Annotated in this window: 18 protein-coding genes; 12 read left to right on the forward strand and 6 right to left on the reverse strand. The window is 61.8% G+C overall.

The window, feature by feature from the left end:
• The first annotated feature begins 1 nt into the window (after nucleotide 1).
• The 4 genes from OSC30_RS05245 (at nucleotide 2) to OSC30_RS05260 (ending at nucleotide 4462) form a co-directional block, all read left to right on the forward strand.
• Nucleotides 2-1966 (forward strand): chemotaxis protein CheA, encoded by a 1965-nt coding sequence (locus OSC30_RS05245; RefSeq protein ID WP_267170775.1) that lies wholly within the window; start codon nucleotides 2-4, stop codon nucleotides 1964-1966.
• Nucleotide 1967: 1 nt separating this feature from the next.
• Nucleotides 1968-2708 carry a flagellar motor protein gene (locus OSC30_RS05250; protein ID WP_267170776.1) on the forward strand — a complete coding sequence of 247 codons (741 nt, stop codon included), beginning with the start codon at nucleotides 1968-1970 and terminating at the stop codon, nucleotides 2706-2708.
• 211 nt (nucleotides 2709-2919) lie between these two features.
• Nucleotides 2920-3972, forward strand: a complete 1053-nt coding sequence (gene motD / locus OSC30_RS05255) for a flagellar motor protein MotD (protein ID WP_267170777.1) — start codon at nucleotides 2920-2922, stop codon at nucleotides 3970-3972.
• 28 nt (nucleotides 3973-4000) lie between these two features.
• Complete coding sequence (locus OSC30_RS05260; RefSeq protein ID WP_267170778.1) at nucleotides 4001-4462, forward strand: chemotaxis protein CheW; 462 nt, start codon at nucleotides 4001-4003, stop codon at nucleotides 4460-4462.
• Between the two features lie 128 nt (nucleotides 4463-4590).
• On the opposite strand, the gene OSC30_RS05265 is transcribed toward OSC30_RS05260, so the two are convergent.
• From OSC30_RS05265 to OSC30_RS05275, 3 genes are all read right to left on the reverse strand, one after another.
• The gene (locus tag OSC30_RS05265; protein WP_267170779.1) at nucleotides 4591-5223 is read right to left on the reverse strand and encodes a DsrE family protein; all 633 of its coding nucleotides are present in this window, start codon (nucleotides 5221-5223) and stop codon (nucleotides 4591-4593) included.
• A gap of 135 nt (nucleotides 5224-5358) precedes the next feature.
• On the reverse strand, nucleotides 5359-6297 hold the full coding sequence (locus OSC30_RS05270) for a c-type cytochrome (RefSeq protein ID WP_267170780.1): 939 nt from the start codon (nucleotides 6295-6297) through the stop codon (nucleotides 5359-5361).
• Nucleotides 6294-6890 (reverse strand): c-type cytochrome, encoded by a 597-nt coding sequence (locus OSC30_RS05275; RefSeq protein ID WP_267170781.1) that lies wholly within the window; start codon nucleotides 6888-6890, stop codon nucleotides 6294-6296. Before OSC30_RS05275 ends, OSC30_RS05270 begins: the two co-directional genes overlap by 4 nt.
• Nucleotides 6891-7407: 517 nt before the next feature.
• Here OSC30_RS05275 and OSC30_RS05280 point away from each other — a divergent pair.
• The 6 genes from OSC30_RS05280 to OSC30_RS05305 all read left to right on the forward strand — a co-directional run bounded on the left by OSC30_RS05280 (nucleotide 7408) and on the right by OSC30_RS05305 (nucleotide 18625).
• Nucleotides 7408-8580, forward strand: coding sequence for an FG-GAP repeat domain-containing protein (locus tag OSC30_RS05280; protein ID WP_267170782.1), 1173 nt, complete (start codon nucleotides 7408-7410; stop codon nucleotides 8578-8580).
• A gap of 223 nt (nucleotides 8581-8803) precedes the next feature.
• Nucleotides 8804-14569 (forward strand): hypothetical protein, encoded by a 5766-nt coding sequence (locus tag OSC30_RS05285; protein WP_267170783.1) that lies wholly within the window; start codon nucleotides 8804-8806, stop codon nucleotides 14567-14569.
• Between the two features lie 452 nt (nucleotides 14570-15021).
• Nucleotides 15022-15879 carry an RHS repeat domain-containing protein gene (locus tag OSC30_RS05290; RefSeq protein ID WP_267170784.1) on the forward strand — a complete coding sequence of 286 codons (858 nt, stop codon included), beginning with the start codon at nucleotides 15022-15024 and terminating at the stop codon, nucleotides 15877-15879.
• Entirely contained in the window at nucleotides 15876-16265 is a 390-nt protein-coding gene (locus OSC30_RS05295; protein ID WP_267170785.1) for a hypothetical protein, read from the forward strand. Before OSC30_RS05290 ends, OSC30_RS05295 begins: the two co-directional genes overlap by 4 nt.
• Before the next feature lie 913 nt (nucleotides 16266-17178).
• The gene (locus OSC30_RS05300; RefSeq protein WP_267170786.1) at nucleotides 17179-18219 is read left to right on the forward strand and encodes an RHS repeat domain-containing protein; all 1041 of its coding nucleotides are present in this window, start codon (nucleotides 17179-17181) and stop codon (nucleotides 18217-18219) included.
• 1 nt (nucleotide 18220) lies between these two features.
• Complete coding sequence (locus OSC30_RS05305) at nucleotides 18221-18625, forward strand: hypothetical protein (RefSeq protein ID WP_267170787.1); 405 nt, start codon at nucleotides 18221-18223, stop codon at nucleotides 18623-18625.
• Nucleotides 18626-18742: 117 nt separating this feature from the next.
• Here OSC30_RS05305 and OSC30_RS05310 read toward each other — a convergent pair whose 3' ends face one another.
• A complete protein-coding gene (locus OSC30_RS05310) occupies nucleotides 18743-19444 on the reverse strand; it encodes a transposase (RefSeq protein ID WP_267170788.1) in 702 nt (233 codons plus the stop codon).
• 71 nt (nucleotides 19445-19515) lie between these two features.
• Nucleotides 19516-19755: a transposase gene (locus OSC30_RS05315; RefSeq protein ID WP_267170789.1), complete on the reverse strand. Its 240-nt coding sequence runs from the start codon at nucleotides 19753-19755 to the stop codon at nucleotides 19516-19518.
• Between the two features lie 862 nt (nucleotides 19756-20617).
• Here OSC30_RS05315 and OSC30_RS05320 point away from each other — a divergent pair.
• On the forward strand, nucleotides 20618-20758 hold the full coding sequence (locus OSC30_RS05320; RefSeq protein ID WP_267170790.1) for a hypothetical protein: 141 nt from the start codon (nucleotides 20618-20620) through the stop codon (nucleotides 20756-20758).
• A gap of 241 nt (nucleotides 20759-20999) precedes the next feature.
• On the opposite strand, the gene OSC30_RS05325 is transcribed toward OSC30_RS05320, so the two are convergent.
• Nucleotides 21000-21701, reverse strand: coding sequence for a transposase (locus tag OSC30_RS05325; RefSeq protein ID WP_267170791.1), 702 nt, complete (start codon nucleotides 21699-21701; stop codon nucleotides 21000-21002).
• A gap of 429 nt (nucleotides 21702-22130) precedes the next feature.
• Between OSC30_RS05325 and OSC30_RS05330 the strand changes: the two genes are divergently transcribed.
• On the forward strand, nucleotides 22131-22613 hold the full coding sequence (locus OSC30_RS05330) for a hypothetical protein (protein ID WP_267170792.1): 483 nt from the start codon (nucleotides 22131-22133) through the stop codon (nucleotides 22611-22613).
• The last annotated feature ends 532 nt before the right edge of the window (nucleotides 22614-23145 follow it).

Genomic DNA, 23145 nt, shown 5'->3' on the forward strand with positions numbered 1-23145 from the left:
CATGGATCCCTCGCTGGACAGTGAGCTGCGCGACGACTTCCTGGTCGAGGCCGGGGAGCTGGTCGAGCGCCTGTCCGAACAGCTGGTCGAACTCGAAGCCAGTCCGCAGGATGCCGAGCTGTTGAATGCGGTGTTCCGCGCGTTCCACACGGTCAAGGGCGGCGCCGGCTTTCTGGCCATCGAGCCGATGGTGCAGCTGTGCCATCACGCCGAAGACCTGCTCAACGTCGCGCGCAGCGGCGCGCTGGTGCTGGACTCGGCGAAGATGGACGCGCTGCTGGAAGCGCTGGACCTGCTCAATGCCATGATGGACGCGCTGCGCAGCGGCACGGATTCGGCGATGCCGCCGCCGGCGCTGCTGCAGCGGCTGATGCCGGGCCCCGCCGCGGTCCCCGCTCCCGCGCCCGTGGCCGCACCGGCCCCGGTACCCGCCGGTGGCGGCATCGACGACAGCGAGTTCGAGGCGCTGCTGGACAGCCTCTACGGCGATGCCGCTCCCGGCACCGTGGCGCCGGCTCCGGCGCCCGCGCCCACCACCATGGGCGACGACGAATTCGAGGCCTTGCTCGACAACCTGCACGGCAAGGGCGCGGTGCCGGATGCCGTGGCCGCGCCCGCTGCGCCGGCCGCACCGACCGGCAACGGCATCGGCGAGGACGAGTTCGAGGCCTTGCTCGACAGCCTGCACGGCAAGAGCGGCGCACCGGGCAGCGCGCCCGCCGCGCCGCCCGCGCCACCGATATCCGCACCGGCACCCGCGCCCGCGCCCGCGCCGGCCCGTGCCCCCGCGCCGGAAACCAGCGTGCGCGTGGACACCGGTCGGCTCGATGCGCTGGTGCATCGCGCCGGCGAACTGGTGCTGGTGCGCAACCGCCTGCAAAGCTTGGCGCAGAAAAGCGGCGACGAAGCGCTGGCGCAGGCCGCCGGCGAGCTCGATCGCGTCGCCGACGAACTGCAGGGCGCCGTGCTGGCCATGCGCATGCAGCCGGTCGGTCGGCTGTTCCAGCGCTTTCCGCGCATCGTGCGCGACCTGGCCCGCCAGTTGGGCAAGGAAGTGGACCTGGTCACCGAAGGCGAGGGCACCGACCTCGACCGCAGCCTGGTCGAGGCACTGGCCGATCCGCTGATCCACCTGCTGCGCAACGCGCTCGACCACGGCCTGGAAACGCCGCAGCAACGTCTGGACGCCGGCAAGTCGCGCCGCGGCACCGTGCGCCTGTCGGCCAGCCAGCGTGGCGAGCGCATCGTCATCGCGGTGGCCGACGACGGCCACGGCATGAACCCCGACGTGCTCAAGCGCAAGGCGGTCGAGAAGGGTGTCATCGACGAAGCCCAGGCCGCCCGCCTGAGCGAGAACGAGTGCTACGAGCTGATCTTCCGCCCGGGTTTCTCCACCGCCGCGCAGATCTCCGACATCTCCGGCCGCGGCGTCGGCATGGACGTGGTCAAGACCCGCGTGGCGGAACTGGGCGGCACCCTGCAGGTGCGCTCGAAGCTCGGCCAGGGCAGCGAACTGCAACTGACCGTGCCGCTGACCCTGGCGATCCTGCGCGTGCTGATGGTGCGCGTGGGCCCACGCCTGTTTGCCCTGCCGCTGTCCAACGTGGAGGAGGTGTTCGAACTGGCCGCCGGCCAGGACCGCATGCTCGATGGCCGCCTGGTCGCCAACCATCGCGGCCGCGCGCTGCCGCTGGGCGACCTGGCCGGCTGGGCCGGCGTGGTCGGCGCGCCGCCGCGCCACGTGGTGGTGCTGCACATCGGCCACCAGCGCCTGGGCTGCCTGGTGCATCAGGTGATCGGCCGCGAGGACGTCATGGCCAAGCCGCTGGGCCCGCTGTTCGAGGGCGTGCCCGGCATCGCCGGCGCCACCGTCACCGGCGATGGCCGGCTGGCGCTGGTGCTCGACCTGGCCGGACTGGCCGACGACGGCGGGCAACTGCTGCCGTCCCTGAAGGCGACCGGCTGAGATGGATCCGGTGAGCCTCATCGGCACGATCCTGGCCTTCCTGGTCATCATCGTGGGCACCATCCTGAAGGGCTCCACGATCGGCGCGCTGCTGAACCCGGCGGCGTTCGTGATCGTGTTCGTCGGCACCATCGCCGCGCTGATGGTGCAGACGCCGGGCAGCGTGCTGCGCCGCGCGCTGGGCATGCTGCCGCTGGTCTACAAGCCGCCCGTGTTCCAGCCCGGCGACCTGATCGTGCGCATCATCGGCTGGAGTGAAATCTCCCGCCGCCAGGGTTTGCTCGGACTGGAACCGCAGATCGACGAGGAGACCGACGGCTTCGTGCGCAAGGGCCTGCAGCTGCTGGTCGACGGCGGCGAGCCGGATGCCATCCGCGGCGTGCTCGAGGTGGAGATGGAGGCGCGCGAGCACAACGAGCTGGTCGCCGCCAAGGTGTTCGAGAACGCCGGCATCTACTCGCCCACCATGGGCATCATCGGCGCCGTGATGGGCCTGATGGCGGTAATGCAGAACCTGGCCGACCCGAGCAAGCTCGGCCACGGCATCGCCGCCGCCTTCGTCGCCACCATCTACGGCGTGGCGCTGGCCAACCTGCTGATGCTGCCGATGTCCGCGCGGCTGAAAGGCCTGGTGCGCAAACAGACGCAGATGCGCGAGATCTTCATCGAAGGGCTGGTGTCGATCGCCGAGGGCGACAACCCGCGGCAGATCGAGGCCAAGCTGCAGGGGTACCTGTCGTGAGCCGTCCCGCTCTGGCCACCCGCCGCTCCGGCTCCTTTCCTTGCGTGCGCGCGCTCCCCCCCAGTCACCGGAACCCATGTAGGAGCGCACCTGGGCGCGACCGCCATCCCTCCCGGTCGCGCCCAAGGGCGCTCCTACAGAAAGCCCACCCCTTCCCAACCTCCCCCTGCAAGCGGGGGGAGGGACCGGTCGCGCGCGCGGCATGCACCGCATGAAAAAACGCAAACACCACGAAGACCACGTCAACCACGAAGCCTGGGCGATCCCCTACGCCGACCTGATGACGCTGCTGCTCGCCTTCTTCGTGGTGATGTACGCCGTCTCCGTGGTCAACGAGGGCAAGTACCGCGTGATGTCCGAATCGATCATCGAGGCGTTCAACGGCTCCAGCCACGTGATCGCGCCGATGCCGCCGCAGAATGCCAAGCCGCACAACGTCGACCCGGCCATGGCCGCGCCGCGCAGCCGGCCGGGCGCCGCCGCCGCGCCCGTGGCGGTGCCGATCCCGCTGCGGCCGGCGCCGCTTCGCACGGTGGCGCGCCGCGCGCCGCACGAAACCCTGCGCGATGTCCGCGAGGCGCAGCGCCAGGCCGACCTGAGCCGCATCCAGAACGAAGTGGAGCAGGCGCTGCAGCCGCTGATCGACAAGCAGCTGGTGGTCGTGCGCCGCACGCCCAACTGGCTGGAGATCGAGATCCGCACCGACATCCTGTTCCCCAGCGGCGTGGCCCGGCTGTCGCAGCCGGCCGGCAAGGTGCTGGGCAGCATCGCCGGCATTCTGGCTCCGTTCGCCAACCCGTTGCGCATCGAAGGCTATACCGACGACAAGCCCATCAACACGGCCGTCTATCCGTCCAACTGGGAGCTGTCCGCCGCGCGCGCCGCCAGCGTGGCGCGGCTGTTCACCGAAAGCGGCGTCAGCCCCACGCGCATGGGCATCATCGGCTGGGGCCAGTTCCGCCCGGCCGCCGACAACGCCACCGCCGAAGGCCGCAACCGCAATCGCCGCGTGCTGGTGGTGGTGCTGAGCGACCACGCCACGCCGGTGCGCTACTCGGGCGACGCCGAGCGCGCCGGCCAGCTTGCCGATGCCACGCCCGCCGCTGAATCGCCCGCCGCGCAGGCGCCCGCGACCGATGCCGCGGCCAGACCGGCGCCCGCGGGTCTGGCCCAGGCCGATATCCCGACCGCGACCTCGCCCCCGCAGGCGTCGGTCCGCCGTGCCGAATTGCCCCTGATCGTCACCCCGGAGCGCGGCAGATGACGCGCACCCCATTACGGAACCCAAGGCCATGACCGTCCCGGCCACCCAGAACACCCAGCACTGGCTCACCTTCCAGCTCGACGGCCAGGCCTATGCCGCGCCGCTGGCCCAGGTGAGCGAGGTGATCCGCGTCGGCGAGCTCACCCCCGTACCGGGCGCCGCGACCGACGTGCTCGGCGTGCGCCATCTGCGCGGCCGCGTGGTGCCGGTACTCGACGGTCGCCGCCGCCTCGGCCTGCCGCCGCGCGATGGCGAGGCCGACAGCGTGCGCCTGGTGATGCTCAACCACGCCAGCCACACGGTCGGCCTGCGCGTGGACGCCGTCGGCGAACTGCTGCTGCCGGGACCCGATTCCATCACCCCGCCGCCACCCGGCCGCGCAGTGCGCGCGGACGATCCGGTAACCGGCGTATTGCCGTGGAAAGGCGGCTTCGTCGCATTGCTCGACGTCCGCCGGCTATGCCGGCTGCCCGAGAGCGACGCCGCCTGACTCGTAGGGTGGGCTTCAGCCCACCACCCATCGCGCCCGAACGCCGGATGAGTGGTGGGCTGAAGCCCACCCTACAAAAGCTCGTTCGGCGAAAACACGAGCCTTCCACGCCCGACCGGATCGCCCACCTACTCGGGTTCCTTCGGCACCTCGCCATACCCCGCCGCCTGCAGTTCCTGCCGCGCCGTCAGCGCCGACAGCGCCAGCGACACGCCGGGCCGGATATTCGCGGCCACGAAATTCTGGTGCCCCAGCGCCTGCCCGCACACCACCATTTTCACGTTGGCCCGCCGCAGCTTCCGCATCAAGCCGGCGTTGGGGTTGGGGTGGCCGAACTTCGCCTGGTAGGCCGCGTCGGACAGGGCCACGTCCACGCCGCTGCCGTAGAACAGCACCACCAGGTGCACCTTGTCGTCCGGCACGCCCGCCAGCGCATACAGGTTGAGCAGCTTGGCGGCAGTGTGCAGGCGCCGGTTCAGCTCGCCGCGCTCGGGCTGGGCGCTGTCGACGTCGATGTAGAGCCGGTGGTCGGCCGCGGTCGAGGGCATCAGTGCATGCGGCCCCACCGGCAGCACCCCGCCGGCACCATGGATGCGCGGGTAGGCGAGGCGGGCATCGGCGTGCGGACGCGGGCGGGTCAGGGCAAACGTGACAGCGCAAGCCACCAGTAGCAGGACGATGCCGCTCCACAGCCATACGCGGCGAGTGGGCGGGGCGACGAGATCATCGTCGGACATGGTGTCGGCTTTGCTGTCGGGCATCCGTGGCTCGTCTCCGTTCGGCCGGATGGTCCGGCGAGCAATGCGTCAGTTTAAAAAAGGCGCGTGAAGCACCGGGCAAGGGGCGGGGCCGGTGCCCGCAACTGTGATGGCGCGCACATGCGGCAGGCTGTGCCGTCATCGCGCCGGCGCGGCGCCGAGCAGGCGCCCGTTCACGCGCTTGCCGTACAGCGACATGGGTGTGTCGTGGAAAGCCTTGCGCGTGGCGGCCAGGTCGCCGGTGTAGCGCGGGTCCTGCGGGCGCTCGTGCGCGTCCATGAACATCGCCACGTCCCACGCCTGCTGCTCGCTCAAGCTGCCGCCGCGGCTCAACGGCATGTTCGCCCGGATGAAGGCCGCCGCCTTGTCCAGCTCGTGCATGCCAGCGCCCCAGTTGAACGAGTCCGGCCCCCACAGCGGCGGAAACACGTACTCACCGGCCACCTTCTGCCCTTGGCCGTCGGCGCCGTGGCACAGTGCGCAGTCGCGCTGGAACACCGCCTGGCCGCGCGCGTAGTCCGGGGCCCTGCCCGGTTCGGGCACGCGCGGATAGCCCGCGCCCTCGAGCGCCACGCCCAGCGGCGCGCCCTGCGCCATCCAGTAGGAATAGGTTTCCAGCGCGAGGATCACCTTGTCCTCCAGCGGCGGCGCCTTGCCGTTCATGCTGTACCTGAAGCAGCCCTGCAGGCGTTCGCCATAGCTGTTCACGTGATCGTTCTTCTTGCGGTACTTCGGATACATGCCATACGCCGCCCACAGCGGCGCCGAGTCGGCCAGCCGGCCCGCGTCGAGATGGCAGTTGACGCAGGCCAGGCCGTTACCCACATACGCCGGCGCGTTCTTGCGCGTGTGCAGGAAGATTTCGCGGCCCAGGCGCACCATGTCGCCATACGGGCCAGCGGGAATCGCCGACTCCGGCGGTGGCGCAAACGCGCGCTTGCCCTCCGGTGGTGGCGAGGACGCGGCAACCGCCGGCGCCGGCGGCGCATCGGCCGCGCGGGCGTCGGTCGGCGAGCGATCCGTGCAGGCACCGAGCGCGAGCGTGGCGAGCACGAGGGCGGGCAGGCGCCGCATCATTTGCCCACCTTCGCGGCCGGCAACGGCTGCGCGGCAAACCACTGCGCCACCGCGGCGATGTCCTCCGCACTCAGCGCGCGGCTCAGGTGCTGCATGAGCTCCAGCGGATCATTGCGCCGGCTGCCCTGCTGCCAGGCCTTCAGCTGCGACTCGATATACGCGGCCGGCTGCCCGGCCAGCGGCGGAAAATGCGCGCCAACCCCCACGCCACCCGGCCCGTGGCACTGCTCGCACGCGGGCACCTGCTCGGACCAGCGCCCACGCGTCGCCAGCGTGGCGCCGGCGCCATCCGCCGCGGGCTTCGGTGCCGCCGGCATCGCCGCTACCGGAAGCTGCGCGTAATAACCCGCCACGGCATCGCGCTCCCGGGCCGACAGCGCTCTGGCGATCGGCTGCATCACCGCACTGGCGCGCGAACCCTCGGCGTAATCCTCCAACTGCCTGGCGAGATAAGCCGCATCCAGCCCCGCCAGTCGTGGAAACCCCGCGGCTGCCTGGCCGCCTCCATCGGTGCCGTGGCAGGACTGGCACGGCGGCGCCCCGCGGCCGTTGCCCTGGCTCGCCAGCGCCTGTGCCGAGGCGGCGTTTCCCAACGCTGGCCACCCAGACGCCATCAGCATGCCGCCCAACACACACAACCATTCCAGACGCACCTTGCACCCCGCATCAGTCGTACCGGCAGGCAAGCTCGCGCCTGCGCCACAAAAGCGGAACGAATAGCGGGGGCGATGTGGAGAAGGCGTCAGTGGAGGCGGCGAATCTGTTTCGGTCGATATCGAGGCCGGCATCCGCTTCGGCACAGTACGCACGCTTGAGTGACCGGATCCTGTCCTGTAGGTTGCGGATGGCTGCCCGTGCAACGCGGGCCTGCCTGGGGAAACAGGGGAAGCAACATGCCAAGCCAGATGGGCACGCGAGTGCCTTGGGGATGCGCCGTTTTTGGTTGCGAACGCTTGGGCGAGAGCTGCAAGCGCCAAGCGGAAGTCCGCAGGAATGGCGGGTCGGCTGCCGGCCCCTGATTGGGCGCCCTCTCACTGCTGTTGTCTGGATATTCGACCAATGGCCCGATCGCTGCCATCGCCTCGGACCAATTTGTTCACGGAGAAAAACATGCGCGATGCGAACCGGTTTCTTGCCATCTTGATATGCGTGTTCGGGTGTTCTGCCTTCAGCGCGAATGCAGCCGTCGATCCGGCCTCTTCTTCCACGACGTATGCGACGGATGTCATTCATGGGTTCCTGCCGGTATTGCAGACCACGACGCCGGTTCCCGGAAGCAGGCGCGTACCGAACGACTTCGACGGCAATGGCACGTCCGACCTGGTCTGGTTCAACAGTTACATGAGCCAACTCGGCTTCTGGATGATGAGCGCGAAGCCGCCCGGCGCGGAGGGCAGCGGAATCAAGCGCATCGGTGCCCGTACCATGGACATCACCGCCGGATACATCGTAGGTGCGGTGGGTGATCTGGACGGCGACGGCTATACCGATCTGGTGTTCACCAGCGACAGCAATGATCTTTGGCTGTGGACCAATTCCGGCCACGGCTCATTCACCTCTCGCCGGATCTACGATTATCCGAGGAAGTGGCGTCTGGTCGGCGCCGGCGACGTCAATGGCGATGGCCAGGACGACCTCCTATGGACCAATCCCAACGATTGCCTGTTCGCCTACTGGCTGATGCGCGGCGGCGAACGCATCGGCAGCAAGATCATCCCCGTGGCTTGCGGCTACTATCCCGGCGGCATTGGGTACTACACGCCCTCGAATCGGATCAGCATTCTCTGGACCAGTCCTTCCGAGGACCTCTATATCTGGGACAGCACGGGGTCGGGCTTCCGCAGTTATGACCTCACCCCGTATATCGACCTGCATCACGCGTGGATCGTCGGTGGCGGCTTTGCGGGACGCGGTATCGGGCTGGAAAGCTGGAGCAAGGTCGATTTTCGTGACTTCAATGGCCGCGGCGAAACGTTCGACCGCATATTCGATGCCCGGGGCCGGCAGACCGCTATCCGCAAGGTTGCCACCACATGGACGGGGCCAGTGGGCTACACCACTTACGAGCCTTCCGCTTACGTGCTCACGGCCGATAACTCCGGGCTGTATTACAAGGTTGGCGGCGATTCCCCTCTGATGGTTGGCGGTTTGGCCGGCGGCAATCTGGCCACGTCTGGCAGCGCGCCGGATCTTCGCGTCGGGGAACAATGGCCGGTGCCGATATTCTGGGAAGTCGTCGGTAGTGGCGGCTACTGGATGGCTGCTCCGTGGGTGAACCCCTGAGGTGGCCAAGGCGGATTTCGTCAGCCGACAGGCAGGCGAGCCTGCCTGTCAAAAAGCAACGAATAGCGAGCGGTGCATAGAGGAAATGTAAGCAAACACCGTGGGAAGTTGGCGGATATCCGTTTTCGCGAATGCAATTAGCGCTTGTAAGGTCCTATTTCATGCGGTAGGTTCGAAGCATATCCGTTCAATGCGGATCATCAGGGGAAAAAGGGGATTCGGCATGAAGCCAGGCCAGGGATGGGCACGCGTGTGCCTCGTTGTTGCAGTTCTGTTGTTGGTGGCGGCCCCCTCGCGGGGAACAGATGTCACGCCGGAGGACGAGTACAAGAAGCTCATCCGGGTTAATGAGGATATCCAGCCTCTGGGCGAGCACCCGTTCGGCGAAGAGATCAGCCTTTACGACGGCTCGCTTTCCTTCACGCAGACGGACGTAAGTCTGAGGGGCAATGGCCTTCCCTTGACGCTCACGCGCCAGTTCCATATCGAACACGACAGGGACATCCGCAAACTATTTGCTTTCGGAGACTGGGACCTCGTGCTGCCGCACTTGGAGACGTTGACCGTCTCGGGTTACGACGGGTCCAAGCGACCGCTCAGCGGCTGGACGGTCGCCGCAAACTCCGAACAGGACCCCTATGAACGCTGCACGAATTTCGGCAAGCCGCCGACGGTGTGGATGTTTCTGGGTGACAAGGCTCTCGCGGCGTGGGAGCCGGTTCAGTGGTGGAAGGGGTATCACTTGGTCGTTCCAGGCCAAGGCAGCCAGGACATATTGGAAAATCCAGATTCGAAGTCGATATATCGGGCGGTCACCAAAAATCATTGGCGCTTCAGCTGCTCCCTCCCTAACACTCACAATGGTGAACCGGGCGAAGGGTTTCTTGCCGAGGCACCTGATGGCACCAAATATTGGTTCGACGAGCTCGTCTACCGCGATGCCCAAGATTTGGTTGTTCCCCTGGATGACGACTCGGGGGTTGCAGCCACCCCACCTACTGGTCTCCTCGGGGCGCTTGTCTCGTCGCGCGGCGACATGCTGGAGGACCTGATCACACTGTTGTCCGGCTCGACAGCCGCCCACGCGGCGCCGCAGGTCAACATCATCCACAGGCGGACCGCCTTGATGATGGTGACGAAAATTCAAGACCGATTCGGCAATAAGCTGCTCTTCCAGTACGACACGAATGGCCGGCTGACGGAAATATCCAGTGACGACGAAGCCAACCCCAACGAACGCGTCTTGACGGTAACCTACATCGAGGGTACCCCACGCATTCGTACGGTAACGCTAACGTCCTCTTCCGGAGGCGATTCGCGCACCTGGACTTACGAATACAGCAATGATCTGGTCGCTCCCGCCCTGGTATCGGTGGAGCTTCCAGACGGTAGCAAATGGCTCTACAACCTGGGTGCCTTTGATGCCGCCACGCTGAAGCCCGCTTCCACCACGCTATCCAGTTGCCTGCGCGTCGGCGAACCAGCATCCCTCAATGCGGTCGTCGGCACAGTGGCCCATCCTTCGGGCTTGAAGGGACGCTTCACTATCCAACCGGTCAAGCACAGCCGTTCCCTTGTCCCTTATCGGTGCAAGGGCAAGGGCGGAATGACCAGCGACAACACCCCGAACAGTTATGCCTTTCGACCAAACGCGTGGTATGGATTTTCGTTGATCGAACGCAAGCTTTGGGGTGCGGGCATTCCGGACGATCGGGTCTGGCATTACTCCTATTCACAGGACGAGGGCACTTGGTCGGGGTGTACGGGCACCTGTCCGACTACGGTCCATACGGACGTCAAAAATCCCGACGGCAGCACCGTGCGCTATCTCTTCAGCAACAAGTACGACTACACCGAAGGCCAATTGATGCGGGTTACCTTTTCGGAGGGGGTATATGGTTCGCGAATATTGCGCACTGAAATCAACGACTATGCGCCACCGGATACCGCTCCGTTTCCTGACAGGGCAGGTCGGGTTTTGCAGGAAAACGTCAATCAAGACCAAATTGCACAGTACTCGCCGCTTTCGTTGCGCCAGATTGTTCAGGATAAGGACACCTACACGTGGCAGGCTGAAGCATTCAACAGCTACGCACAGGTGGTGCAAACCAAACGCTCCAACTCCATCAACGAGCAATGGACGGTAAGAGAAAGGACTGACTATCTAAATAATGCTGACCATTGGGTGCTTGGCCTGCCCACGCGCGTGACCAATCTGACTACCGGCAAGGTGGTGGACGAGTACCACTACGAGGACACCCACTTCACGCTGACGAGCCGCTCTCACTTCGGTCAGACGCTGATGAGTTATCAGTTCAACGCTCAAGGTCAATTGATCAGTTTCACCGATGGGAGGACCAACAAGACAATGTTGGGTAGCTACGTCGACAGTAGCGGTAGGGTGGTTGACCGGGGCTACAAGCGTGGCATTCCGCTCGCAATCGGCTATCCGGACGGCAAGCATCAGATTCTCAAGGTAAACGATTTCGGGCAGATCGAAAGCATCACTGATCAGGCAAATGCCACCACCAACTACGACTACGATTCGGCAGGCCGGCTGCGGGAGATTCGCTACCCGACGGGGGACGAGCAACCATGGCATGCCAAAACCATCGACTACGAACCGGTTGATTCCAGGCGTGGGCTTGTTGGCAAGCACTGGCTTCGCACGGTGAGCCGAGGCAACCAGCGTCAGGTGACTTACTTCAACGCCCTGTTGCAGCCGGTGCTTACCGACACCTACATCGACATCGGGGGGAGAACCAGCTCCCACAGCAACGTCTACAGGACCTACGACTACAAAGGCCAGACCGCCTTCACCTCCTATCCGATTGCAGGAGCGCCAAACGTCACGGCGGCGTTCAGGGGTGTGCGCAACGAGTACGACGCGCTAGGCCGTGTGCGCAAGACGTTTCAGGACGCCGAACCTGACGTACCTGGAGCCAATGCATACGACCAGCTGGTCACCATCACGGAATACCTGAGCGGCGCGAGTCGAAGGGTTACCGATCCGAAGCACAACACGACCACCACCAGCTACCAAGTATTCGACCAGCCAAGCTACGACGCCCCCGTCAAGGTTATCGCGCCTGCGGGCGTAATCCAGGAGATCACGCGCAACCTCTATGGCAACCCGATCGTGATCCACCAGTACGGCAGCTATGACGGCCTCACTGGCGCCGTTACCAAGAAGCTCGTCTACGACAATCATCAACGCTTGTGTCGCAGCATCGAGCCGGAGACCAACAGCGAGGTGATGGGCTATGACGCCGCGGGCAATCTGACATGGAGCGCGTCAGGGCTGGATCTGCCTGTGCCCGTTATCCCTGACGAGGGTGATTGCGAGCGCGAACAGGTGATCGCGGGCAAGGTCACCCGGGAATACGGCCCGATGAACCGCATGACGTCCATTCATTATCCGGACGCCATTGCGGACAGCCTGTTTACCTACGATCCGCTTGGCCGCGTGGAAACCGCGCAATCCGGTATCGCCACCTGGACCTACAAGTACAACAAGCTCGGCCTGTTGCGCAGCGAGACATTGGATATGGAGGGCTACCATTGGCCCGTCGTATACGACCACGATGCCAACGGAGCCGTGAAGCAGATCACCTACCCGGATGGCAAGCAGGTGGCCTATCGCCCCGACGCGCTTGGTCGGCCCTCGCAGGCCGGCGTCTACGCCGGCAGCGTTCTCTACGAGCCGGACGGTAGCCTGCACTACTTCCTCGGCGGTAACGGCGTGGATTACCTGGCGCAAAAGAACAAGCGCAACATTCTCGGCGATTTCACTTATGCAGCCGGCGACACCTTGCTTGTCAGTCAGGCTTTTGTCTACGACGCGAACGGCAATCGCGCATCGGTCATCGACCTGGCGGATCAAACCCGTAAACGCAGCAAGAGCTACGAATACGATCCGCTTAACCGCCTTACCCGCGCGACGGCGGATGGCCTGTGGGGCGAGGAGATCTACCGTTACGACCCGATCAACAACCTGCATTCCATGTACACCGACAGCCAGACCCGCGTGTATGGCTACGACAGCAGAAACCGCCTGACAGAAATCAAGGTCGACGGCATCACGCGGCACAGTTTCGGTTATGACGTGCAGGGTAATACCACTCGCAAGGACGCGATCAGCCTGCTCTTCGACAAGGCGAACCGGTTGAACCAGGTGACGGGTGTGGCGAGTTACGACTACGACGCGTCAGGGCGGCGAGTGAAAAAGACCAGCGCTGCCGGAGCCAAGACATATTACGCGTACGGCAGCGCAGGCAAGCTGCTGTACCAGCTCGATGCGGCGGTGGGCGTCGTCACCGACTACGTCTACCTGGGCAACAAGCTGTTGGCCAAGGTGCGGCGCGGCGTCAACGATCCGGTTCTCAATCCGCCGTCGAACATCTATTTCGACACCGACCCCAATGATGGTAACTACACCGTCATGTGGTTCAAGGTGCCGACTGCTCGCTACGAGCTGCAAGAAAGCTCCGACGATGGTGCCAATTGGTACAGGGTTTATAACGGCACCGACAACAGCAAAAGCTTCAGCGGCCGCGCCGCAGGAAGTTACCTGTACCGGGTCAACGCCTGCCTGGAGGAGTGCAGCGATTGGAATTATTCAAGGACGCTCGGTGTGTGGCCGGAGCTGGCCACGGTTACCGTGCCCTCCGGCCTGCAAAGCGCCGACTTTACCGTCAGCTGGACGCGGCCGAGCACCGCCACTCACTTCGACGTCGATCAACAGAAAGACGGCGGCACGTGGGCTCGGATCGCCACGGACACGCCGGCCACGTCGCTCACCCGTCCTCTCCTGAACGTCGGCAGCTACGTTTACCGGGTCGCGGCCGAGAACAGCCATGGCCACCGTGGCTGGGCGGTTTCCAAACCGGTGACGGTGCTCTACCCGCCCAGAAGCACTCTCACGCTGAATGCCCCATCGATAAGCAGCACCTCCAGTTATACGGTCAGCTGGAACGAGGACGTCAACGCGGACGTCTACCAGTTGCAGGAACGGAAGGAGGGCGACACCAGTTGGAGTCCGCAGTACGAGGGCGCCAACCGCTCCACTGTGGTCAGCGGGGTGACCAACGGCGCGCATTACGACTACCAGGTACGCGCGCGCAATGCCGCCGGCTGGGGGCCATTCAGCGCGGTGAAGACCGTGGCGATCGCGATTCCGCCGCCGGCCCCGACGGAGGTGTATACCAACGACCTGACCATCAACGCCAAGATGGAAGTGCGGACCGTGGTTTGGAACGCCTCGAGCGGGGCGACTTACTACAAGGTCAAGGATGTAACCACCGGCGTCGTCAGGGAGGTCACCGCGACCTCGCTGGAAGTGGAGGGCGGCTACAACGTGCCGGTGCTCTTGCACGACTACGCGGTCAGCGCTTGCAACCCCTGGGCGTGCAGCGCCTTCGTGAGCGCACCGGCGCGCACGGTGTACAACCCGCCCGGCTACGCCCCCACGCTGAGCGCGCCTTCCGGCAGCAGCAGCGGCAGCTACACGGTGAGCTGGGGCAGCGTCTCCCAGGCCAGCAGCTACACCCTGCAGGAAAGCGCCAACGGCGCGACGTGGAAGACGGTCTACAGCGGCAGCGGCCGGTCCAAGGGGTTCAGCCACGGCAACGGCAGCTACCGCTACCGGGTGCGCGCGTCCAACAGCGGCGGTATCGGCCCGTGGAGCGGTACCAAGACGGTGCAAGTGGCCAAGCCCCCCGCGGTGCCGACCGGCTTGTCCCTGAGCGTAAGCGGCCCCTCCTACCGGACGGTGGTTGCCGTGAGCTGGAACGCCGTTTCGGGGGCGACCAGCTACCAGTTGGAGGAGACCCACCCGCAGGAGGGCGTGTCCACATCGACCGGAACGAGTACGTCGGTCAGCAGCCTGATCTACGCCGATGGCTCGTTGAGGTATCGCGTCAGGGCGTGCAACGCCGTGGACTGCTCGGCGTGGTCTGCCTCCAAGTCCGTTTTCCTCAGCTCGTTGTGATGGAGAGCGGCGTTGAGGGCACTGATACGAAAGGACTTCGATCATGAAGCGATACGGGACTGGCAGGCGCGGAATCAGGGAGAGCAGCATGGATGGAGCAACGGAAAAGGCCCGGCGCTGGGGTGTCGCGCTGGTCCGGCAGCGCGGAAGGCGGGTGCCTGAGCGTGCATGGGAACGGCGTCTAGCAGGTGGAGATCAACGGCGGCAGCCCGCGCTCGGGGACCGGTTGGGGCTGCAGGCGAAGGCCACGACGGGCTCGCAATACGTCAGAGGCTGCGCGTGCAACTCGAACACGTGTCCAGCGTGGGCTGGCCCGGTGACGACGGTGCGCCTGTGAGCGGTGTGGTGAGGGGCGAAGCGGAGCAGGCAGGGACGAGGAGGAAGGATCCATGAAAGGATGGCGAACCACTCCCACGTGGAGCCGTTGGCTGCGGCAGCTCGGCGGCGGTTTGTTGCTGGCGACCCTGGCCTGCCTGCACCCGGCGCAGGCGGCCGAGACCTCTACCTACGTGCTGACCGACGACCAGGGCACGGTGCTGATGCTGACCGATAACCATGGGAACCCGATCGCGCGGTTCGACCATCGGCCGTATGGGCAGCAGAGCGGGCCGGTCAATGCGGGGCCGGGGTATACGGGTCATGTGGAGGATCCGGATACGGGGCTCGTGTACATGCAGGCGCGGTATTACGATTCTGAGGTTGGGCGGTTCCTGAGTGTGGACCCATTGGCGACCCCCATAGGTTCGGAGTACTTTGGAAGCAGATACTTGTATGCAAATGCAGGGCCAATCCAATACATTGATCCATATGGACTGAGCGCTGAGATACCGACGCTACCTACAGTGCCCGTTACAGGGAATATACCGCGGCCTCCGCCTAAGATTGTTTGGGTATTTCTAAAAACTGCTCCTAGAGCTGCAGTGTGGAGCCCCATCATTGGGGTGTCGTTATTCTTCGTTGACTCGAATAGCTTTAATGATTTCGTCAACGGTAGACACCTCTGTTACGGGGAGCTCCGGTGTTCAGGAGTTCTGAACGAGTCCACGGAGGCTCCCGTGCCGGGGGCTATGCCTGGCAAAAGCACCAAGGGTCGAACTACCCAATGGGAAAAGCCTGGAGGCATGGCGGAAGCGGAGAAGGATTTTAGAGACAAGAACCCTTCTGGAGTAAGGGAGCTTCCTGGCGGCGGAACAGTCGGCACTCTTCCAGATGGAAGGACGATTATCGTTAGGCCCACTAGTACAGATGGCAGGCCAACTTTGGAGATCCAAAGTGGAAAGAACAAAACTAAGGTGAGGTACGGGTCATGACGGCCTTTGTAAAATTGGCTCAGCCTGAATTTGCTGGCGGCTTATTATATTTTGATAAGTTGTGTGATTATGCTGGTGTGCTACAGATCAAGTTGCGGTGTCCATCAGATAAGGTGCTTTCGGTTTCTTTTGATGATTATTTTTTATACCGAAAAGTGGATGAGGGTGATGCTCTCACTATTCTTGCGGAGGTTGCTAAAAGTGATCTTATAGGCCAGTCCTTGTACGAGGTGCTTGAATCAAGCTTGGTAAATGAGTTTATGAATCAGGCCTATGGAATTAGGTGCGGCCAAGTCATTCGCCATTTTTTGATTCTTACCGATCAGGATGTTATTGATGTGTTGGCTATTTCTTCGCCTTCCTGTGAACTTGAGGTGTGGAAGTAAAGGGGGCGTAAGTGTGCGTCGAAGTGAGGATTTAATTACCTACGTCCACTTTTATTTGGGGCGGCCGGCCATCAGCCGACCACGGGGGCGGCCAAGGCGCGTCATAACGGACGAGACTTAATTACTCCCGCCCCCTTTAATTGAGGATTAATTACTCCCGTCCCCTTTAATTGCTCGCTACCGGTGCGCGCATCCAACAGCGGCGGTATCGGCCCGTGGAGCACGACCAAGACGGTGCAAGTGGCCAAGCCCCCCGCGGTGCCGACCGGCTTGTCGCTGAGCGTAAGCGGCCCCTCCTACAGGACGGTGGTTGCCGTGAGCTGGAACGCCGTCGCGGGGGCGACCAGCTACCAGCTGGAGGAGACCCACCCGCAGGAGGGCGTGTCCACATCGACCGTGACGACTACGTCGGTCAGCAGCCTGATCTACGCCGATGGCTCGTTGAGGTATCGCGTCAGGGCGTGCAACGCCGTGGGTTGCTCCGCCTGGTCCTCTTCCAAGTCCGTCTTTCTCAGTTCGTTGTGACGGGGCTGGTCTTGGGGCACTGATACGAAGCGACTTCGATCATGAAGCGATGCGGGACTGGCAGGCGCGGAATCAGGGAGAGCAGCATGGATGGAGCAACGGAAAAGGCCCGGCGCTGCGGTGTCGCGCTGGTTCGGCAGCGCGGAAAGCGGGTGCCTGAGCGTGCATGGGAACGGCGTCTAGCAGGTGGAGATCAACGGCGGCAGCCCGCGCTCGGGGACCGGAGCGGGGCTGCAGGCGAAGGCCACTACGGACTCGCCATACGTCAGGGGTCGCGCGTGCAACTTGAACATGTGTCCAGCGTGGGCTGGCCCAGTGGCGACGGTGCGCCTGTGAGCGGTGTGGTGAGGGGCGAAGCGGAGCACGCAGGGACAAGGAGGAAGGATCCATGAAAGGATGGCGAACCACTCCCACGTGGAGCCGTTGGCTGCGGCAGCTCGGCGGCGGTTTGTTGCTGGCGACCCTGGCCTGCCTGCACCCGGCGCAGGCGGCCGAGACCTCTACCTACGTGCTGACCGACGACCAGGGCACGGTGCTGATGCTGACCGATAACCATGGGAACCCGATCGCGCGGTTCGACCATCGGCCGTATGGGCAGCAGAGCGGGCCGGTCAATGCGGGGCCGGGGTATACGGGTCATGTGGAGGATCCGGATACGGGGCTCGTGTATATGCAGCAGCGGTATTACGATCCGGAGGTGGGGCGGTTTTTAAGCGTAGATCCCATAGTGCCTGCGCCAAACGCTTTGATGTCATTTAACAGATATCAATATGCAGAAAATGACCCGATCAGTAATCTTGATCCAACGGGCATGTGTGGTGAAGTGTCAGGCGAAGTTCAAAAGATGCGAAATCTTTCCGATGTCTCTATGGGTGGAATGGTTCATTGCTTTGTTTCGCCGGAAGGACAAAAGGATTTTGGCACGACTCTAAGTCAAGTTCCTGGCTTTGATGAATCTGGTGAAGCATCATATCGTGCTAGCAACGACTGGGCGTTCATATCTGCGGCGATGAGATATGACCTGGAGAATGGATATGGAGAAGGCGACGATGGCTATATGTCGCCGTACACATTAAAGGCTTGGTCGATGGTGGAGTCTGGCTCAACCAGAGATCGGATGAGCTTCTTATCGGATCCGCTTCAAGTCAATAACGCTGGCGATTGGAGTGCTGATAAAATAGAAATTCTCGGACTTTCCAAGGGGCAGCAAATGACGCCATACACTAGTGCGTATGCTGCGATGCAATGGTGGAGGCATAAGGGATTTGTCCACGATAGGATGGGACGTGAAATGTCGTGGCGTGGCGATATTAAGGCTTTCGAGCGATATAATGGAAACTCAAGGATGGATAAAAGCCTGGATGGGGCTCCGGTCCCCCATGCTGTTTGGTATGCAAATGAAGTTCTTCGGTTAAAATCGGGGATGTGATATGTATAATGTGGCGCTGTCTTTGTTTTTGCTGTTCTCGCCTACTGGTGGTTGTGAAATGCAGCCCAAGTGGACGGCGTTAGAGCTGCGCGCGAGTGATGAGCTTAAATATATAGGTCAAGTTCACCTTCGCATGGGCAGCTATTGTTTATATGATTATCGCCATTTTTGGTCGGGGAGAGAAACTGCGCGTCTCGTTGTTTCAAGTCGAGAAGGAAAGCTATTGGGGTATTATGCTTTTCCGGTAAGATCATATGGGAAAGTGCAGCAAGGAAGGCTCCCTGCGACTAATATCGACGGTGAAACGGAGGTTATTGAGTTTTCCGATCGGGGAGTAGCTGCGCCTCGATCCATATATTTTGATGGCGGAAATTTCATGTTCACCCCTTTAACGGATAACAAATAAAGGTGGCCCGATAAAGAGGTGAGAAATTAAAGGGGGCGTAGGGAATTAAGTTGAGACGGGGCAACTAGATTTCATCAATTAAAGGGGACGTAGGGAATTAAGTTGAGATGGAGGCAACTAGATTTCGTCACTTGCGGCACGCCTTGGTCGGCCGCGCGGTCGGCTGACGGCGGGTCGCCCCAGTGTTGTTTCAACCATCCGTTGGAAGCGTTCGTCGCCAAGGACACGCTCCTGTTGCGCGTAGGTACGCAGGCGCTGGAGCTCTTCGGTAGTGATGCCGGCGTCCAACCAGGCTCTATAAGCATTCGCTCGGTCCCAGGCATCCTCGCCCATGGCCAGATAAAGCGGATGGGGCGTGACGAGCGGGTCGTTCGCGTGGGCTAGGTGGGTGTGGACGCTTGACCATCGGAAGTCCTCCGGTCGCATGGCCATCGCGGCGCGAACCGGGTTGAGCTCGATGTAGCGCATTACAGTCAACAGATACTGGTCGGTTTGCACCAGGCACGACTTGAAGCGTCCTTGCCACAAGGTGCCGCACCGCCCGTGCCGGAGGTTGAAGGCTTGGACGTAGTTCTGGCCGATCCAGCGCATGGCGCTGGAGAGCACTCCGACTGCATGAGGGGTTACCAGCAGATGGAAGTGATTGTCCATCAGGACGAACGCATGTAAGTCGATGCCATGCTCATTGAAGGCGCTACGCAGTAAGCGCCTGAAGTCGTGGCGGTCGTCGTCATCTATGAAGATCGCGCCCTTGTTCGTCCCTCGCTGGGTGACGTGCAGCGGTACGCCTTGAAGCTCCAGACGAGGTAGTCGGGGCATGGCAGGTGCTCTTCAGCAAAGGCTCGATCGTGCGATAGTTTGGGTGGTTGGGCCTGTCGGTCGATGGTTGCCTAGAAGGTAGGTGGTGGCTTAATTAGCTGCGACCCCTTTTTCCTTACCAGTAGATGGAAGTGGTTGTCCATCAGGACGAACGCATGTAAGTCGATGCCATGCTCATTGAAGGCGCTACGCAGTAAGCGCCTGAAGTCGTGGCGGTCGTCGTCATCTATGAAGATCGCGCCCTTGTTCGTCCCTCGCTGGGTGACGTGCAGCGGTACGCCTTGAAGCTCCAGACGAGGCAGTCGGGGCATGGCAAGTGCTCTTCAGCAAAGGCTCGATCGTGCGATAGTTTGGGCGGTCCGGTCTGTCGGCCGAAGGTTGCCTGGAAGGTAAGTGGTGGCTTAATTGGCTGCGACCCCTTTTTAGCGGCTACTGTCGGCGCATTCTCGTTTCTTAAGGCATCGGCAAAGGGAGCGGAGAAGGCGGTTAGTACAGTCGAAATGGCCGAGCAGGGTCAGCGTGCTCATGAGTTGATGAAGGAGGCAATTAAGCGACAACAAGAAGAGCGGAAGCGCGAGCAGCAATGGAAAAGGCAGCGAGAGCGACAGCGACAAAGAGACCGAATGGGTGGCATCGAGGGTTAAAAATGAATAATGCGGTTCCTGTGACTTGGCTATGTACGAGCTCTCTGGCGGGATTACTGGTTTTTCCAGCGATTCATCAATACGTGTATCTTACGATTTTGCCAGTTCTGTTTGCGGTTTTTGCGACAAAGCTACTAAGGTCTAAAAGCGGGAGGTCTTACTTCCTAACGTGTGCCGCGTTAAATCTTTTGATTGGGTTAGTTCTGTTTTTTTTGCCGCATGGGCGGTCGGGAGGTTTATCCGGGGTTGGAATATCCATAGTAATCGTTGTGTGGACCTTCTCCTCGGTGGTTGTATTTAGGATATACCGGTTGGAATCCACGGCAACTAAAGCAGCTAAAGGGGAAGAGAATTAAAGGGGGCGGGAGTAATTAAGTCTCGTCCGTTATGACGCCCTGGCCGCCCCCGTGGTCGGCTGATGGCCGACCGCCCCAGCGTTGTTTCAACGAAGTAAAGGGGGCGCGAAGTAAAGGGGAAGTAGGTAATTAAATCCTTCACTGGCGTGTGGCCGGAACGGGCCACGATCACCGTGCCGTCCGGCTTGCAGAGCGCCGGCTTCACCGTCAGCTGGACGCGGCCAAGCACGGCCACGCGCTTCGACGTCGACGAGCAGAAGGACGGCGGCACGTGGGTGCGGATCGCCACGGACACGCCGGCGACCTCCAATTAAAGGGGACGCGAATTAAAGGGGACGAATTAAAGGGGGCGGCGAATTAAAGGAATTAAAGGGGGCGGGAGAAAAATTAAAGGGGACAAATTAAAGGGGGCGGGAGTAATTAATCCTGGTCTGTTGCGTCGCGCCTGAAAAATTAAAGGGGACGGGAGTAATTAATCCTTGTCTGTTGCGTCGCGCCTTCAAGAAATAAAGGGGACGTAGATAATTAAATCCCCAAATTAAGAGGCGGGAGTAATTAAGCGTCATCCGTTACGTCGCGCGTTGGTCGCCCCCGTGGTCGGCTGATGGCCGGCCGCCCCAGCGTTGTTTCAACCATGCGTTGGAACCGCTCGTCGCCAAGGGCACGCTCTCGCTGTACGTATGCTCGGATGCGTTGCAGATCGTCCGAGCTGGTGCCGGCGTTCAGCCAGGCTCTATAGGCATCCGCCCGCTCTCCGATGTCACGGCCCAGCGCTAGATACAGCGGATGGAGCGTAACCAGCGGGTCGCGTGCGCGGGCCAGATGGGTGTGAATGCTCGACCAGCGATGGTCTTCCGGTCGTATCACCATGGCGGCGCGTAGCGGGTTGAGCTCGATGTAGCGCATGACCGTCAAGGCGTATTGTTCGGTTTGCACCAGGCACGACTTGAAGCGTCCCTGCCACAATGTTCCGCAGCGACCGTGCCGTAGGTTGAAGGACCGAACGTAGTTCTGCCCGATCCAGCGCATGGCATGGGAGAGTGTGCCAACTGCGTGGGGAGCTACAAGCAAGTGGAAGTGGTTGTCCATGAGTACGAAGGCATGTAAATCGATGGCGTGCTCGCGGAACGCTCTGCGCAGGAGGCGCGTGAAGTCGTGGCGGTCGTCGTCATCCAGGAAAATCGCTCCTTTGTTGGTACCTCGCTGGGTGATGTGCAGCGGTACGCCTTGGAGCTCCAGACGAGGCAGTCGCGGCATGGCAGGTGTCCTTTGGGAAAGACTCGATCCTGCGTCGGTTTGGGACTCCGGTCTGTCGGCCGATGGGTAGCTTGAGGGTAGGCGGGGGCTTAATTAGCTGCGACCCCTTTATTCTGTCGGTCGATGGTTGCCTAGAAGGTAGGTGGTGGCTTAATTAGCTGCGACCCCTTTTTCCGGAAATGGCGCATGAGGCACAGCATGATTTGGATGTGCGGGAGAATGATGGGCCTTTTGGGAGTACGGGGGACCCCAGTGTGGCAGAGAGGGAGTTCCGTTCTGCCGAAGAAAGGGGGTATAAAGCGCAATCCTTAATATTGGGAGGATTTGGGAAAACTTTAACGAGTAATGAGTTGCGCAAGGGCATAGAAGGCTCGGTTAAGCACGATATGGCAAGTTGGTACGGCCAGCACGAAAATCAGGGCCAAGGCGATGCTGAAAATTAAAATCACTGCATTATTTACTCTGGGCTTTTTGGTTGCATTCCATGGTGTTGCTTGTGCCAAATTGCAATCGAGCACGAGTGGCCTGAAAAAACATGCGGTTGGATATGCTTCTATTTGCGATATTCTTAAGCAAAAAGATTTGTATCGCGGAAAACAGATACGACTCAAGGCGACGCTGGAAACGGACTACTCAAGTTATGGTTATTTTGAGGATCCGTCGTCTTCCGGAGGCGAGTGCGCGGGGAAAAATATAATTACTATTGCTAGCACATCTGTTATGCATGACGACAGTGTCATAGACTTTATCAATTCCAATCGCGAGTATTGCCGCGAGCATAAAATGACACTATGCGTAATATCGGTGGATGTTGATTTCGAGGCTACGCTGCTGGAGGATGAGAGTGGTCATTATTTGTTCATAACGCGAATTTTTTCGTATAGCTACAATGGGGACGAGGATGTGAATTAAAGGGGGCGCCATTTCGCCGACGGGGTCAATAGGCGCGCACTTGCTCTGCCCCGGTGTCGAAGCAAACGTAACCCGTCTTTTCGCTGACCACTTGCCGTTGTGTTTCGCAATTAAAGGGGACCAATTAAAGGGAGCGGGAGTAATTAATCCCATCCGTTATGTCGCGCCTTGGTCGCCCGCGTGGTCGGCTGATGGCTGGCCGCCCCAGCGTTGTTTCAACCATCCGTTGGAACCGCTCATCGCCAAGGGGACGCTCCCGCTGCACGTATGCTCGAATGCGTCGCAGATCGTCCGGGCCGACGCCGGCGTTCAGCCAGGCTCTATAGGCATCCGCTCGCTCCCCGGCATCACGGCCCAGCGCTAGATACAGCGGGTGAAGCGTAATCAGAGAGTCGCGTGCGCGGGCTAGGGAAACTCTGATTTTGCCCCGCGGTCCAAGCAAGGCCACTACGTACGAGCGTACCCGATGCCCAAGCAACTGACCCTGGCCACGCAGGCCGACGGTGGATTCGAAGCTCACCGCAAGCCGACT

Origin of the sequence: Frateuria hangzhouensis, from assembly GCF_026410505.1 — a bacterium.
GTDB classification, from domain to species: Bacteria; Pseudomonadota; Gammaproteobacteria; order Xanthomonadales; family Rhodanobacteraceae; genus Frateuria_A; species Frateuria_A hangzhouensis.

Excerpts from the sequence above, each read along its gene's own strand:
- OSC30_RS05245 (WP_267170775.1), top strand. The coding sequence starts at position 2 with ATGGATCCCTCGCTGGACAGTGAGCTGCGCGACGACTTCCTGGTCGAG.
- OSC30_RS05250 (WP_267170776.1), top strand. The coding sequence starts at position 1,968 with ATGGATCCGGTGAGCCTCATCGGCACGATCCTGGCCTTCCTGGTCATC.
- motD (WP_267170777.1), top strand. The coding sequence starts at position 2,920 with ATGAAAAAACGCAAACACCACGAAGACCACGTCAACCACGAAGCCTGG.
- OSC30_RS05260 (WP_267170778.1), top strand. The coding sequence starts at position 4,001 with ATGACCGTCCCGGCCACCCAGAACACCCAGCACTGGCTCACCTTCCAG.
- OSC30_RS05265 (WP_267170779.1), bottom strand. The coding sequence starts at position 5,223 with ATGCCCGACAGCAAAGCCGACACCATGTCCGACGATGATCTCGTCGCC.
- OSC30_RS05270 (WP_267170780.1), bottom strand. The coding sequence starts at position 6,297 with ATGATGCGGCGCCTGCCCGCCCTCGTGCTCGCCACGCTCGCGCTCGGT.
- OSC30_RS05280 (WP_267170782.1), top strand. The coding sequence starts at position 7,408 with ATGCGCGATGCGAACCGGTTTCTTGCCATCTTGATATGCGTGTTCGGG.
- OSC30_RS05285 (WP_267170783.1), top strand. The coding sequence starts at position 8,804 with ATGAAGCCAGGCCAGGGATGGGCACGCGTGTGCCTCGTTGTTGCAGTT.
- OSC30_RS05295 (WP_267170785.1), top strand. The coding sequence starts at position 15,876 with ATGACGGCCTTTGTAAAATTGGCTCAGCCTGAATTTGCTGGCGGCTTA.
- OSC30_RS05300 (WP_267170786.1), top strand. The coding sequence starts at position 17,179 with ATGAAAGGATGGCGAACCACTCCCACGTGGAGCCGTTGGCTGCGGCAG.
- OSC30_RS05305 (WP_267170787.1), top strand. The coding sequence starts at position 18,221 with ATGTATAATGTGGCGCTGTCTTTGTTTTTGCTGTTCTCGCCTACTGGT.
- OSC30_RS05310 (WP_267170788.1), bottom strand. The coding sequence starts at position 19,444 with ATGCCCCGACTACCTCGTCTGGAGCTTCAAGGCGTACCGCTGCACGTC.
- OSC30_RS05315 (WP_267170789.1), bottom strand. The coding sequence starts at position 19,755 with ATGCCCCGACTGCCTCGTCTGGAGCTTCAAGGCGTACCGCTGCACGTC.
- OSC30_RS05325 (WP_267170791.1), bottom strand. The coding sequence starts at position 21,701 with ATGCCGCGACTGCCTCGTCTGGAGCTCCAAGGCGTACCGCTGCACATC.
- OSC30_RS05330 (WP_267170792.1), top strand. The coding sequence starts at position 22,131 with ATGCTGAAAATTAAAATCACTGCATTATTTACTCTGGGCTTTTTGGTT.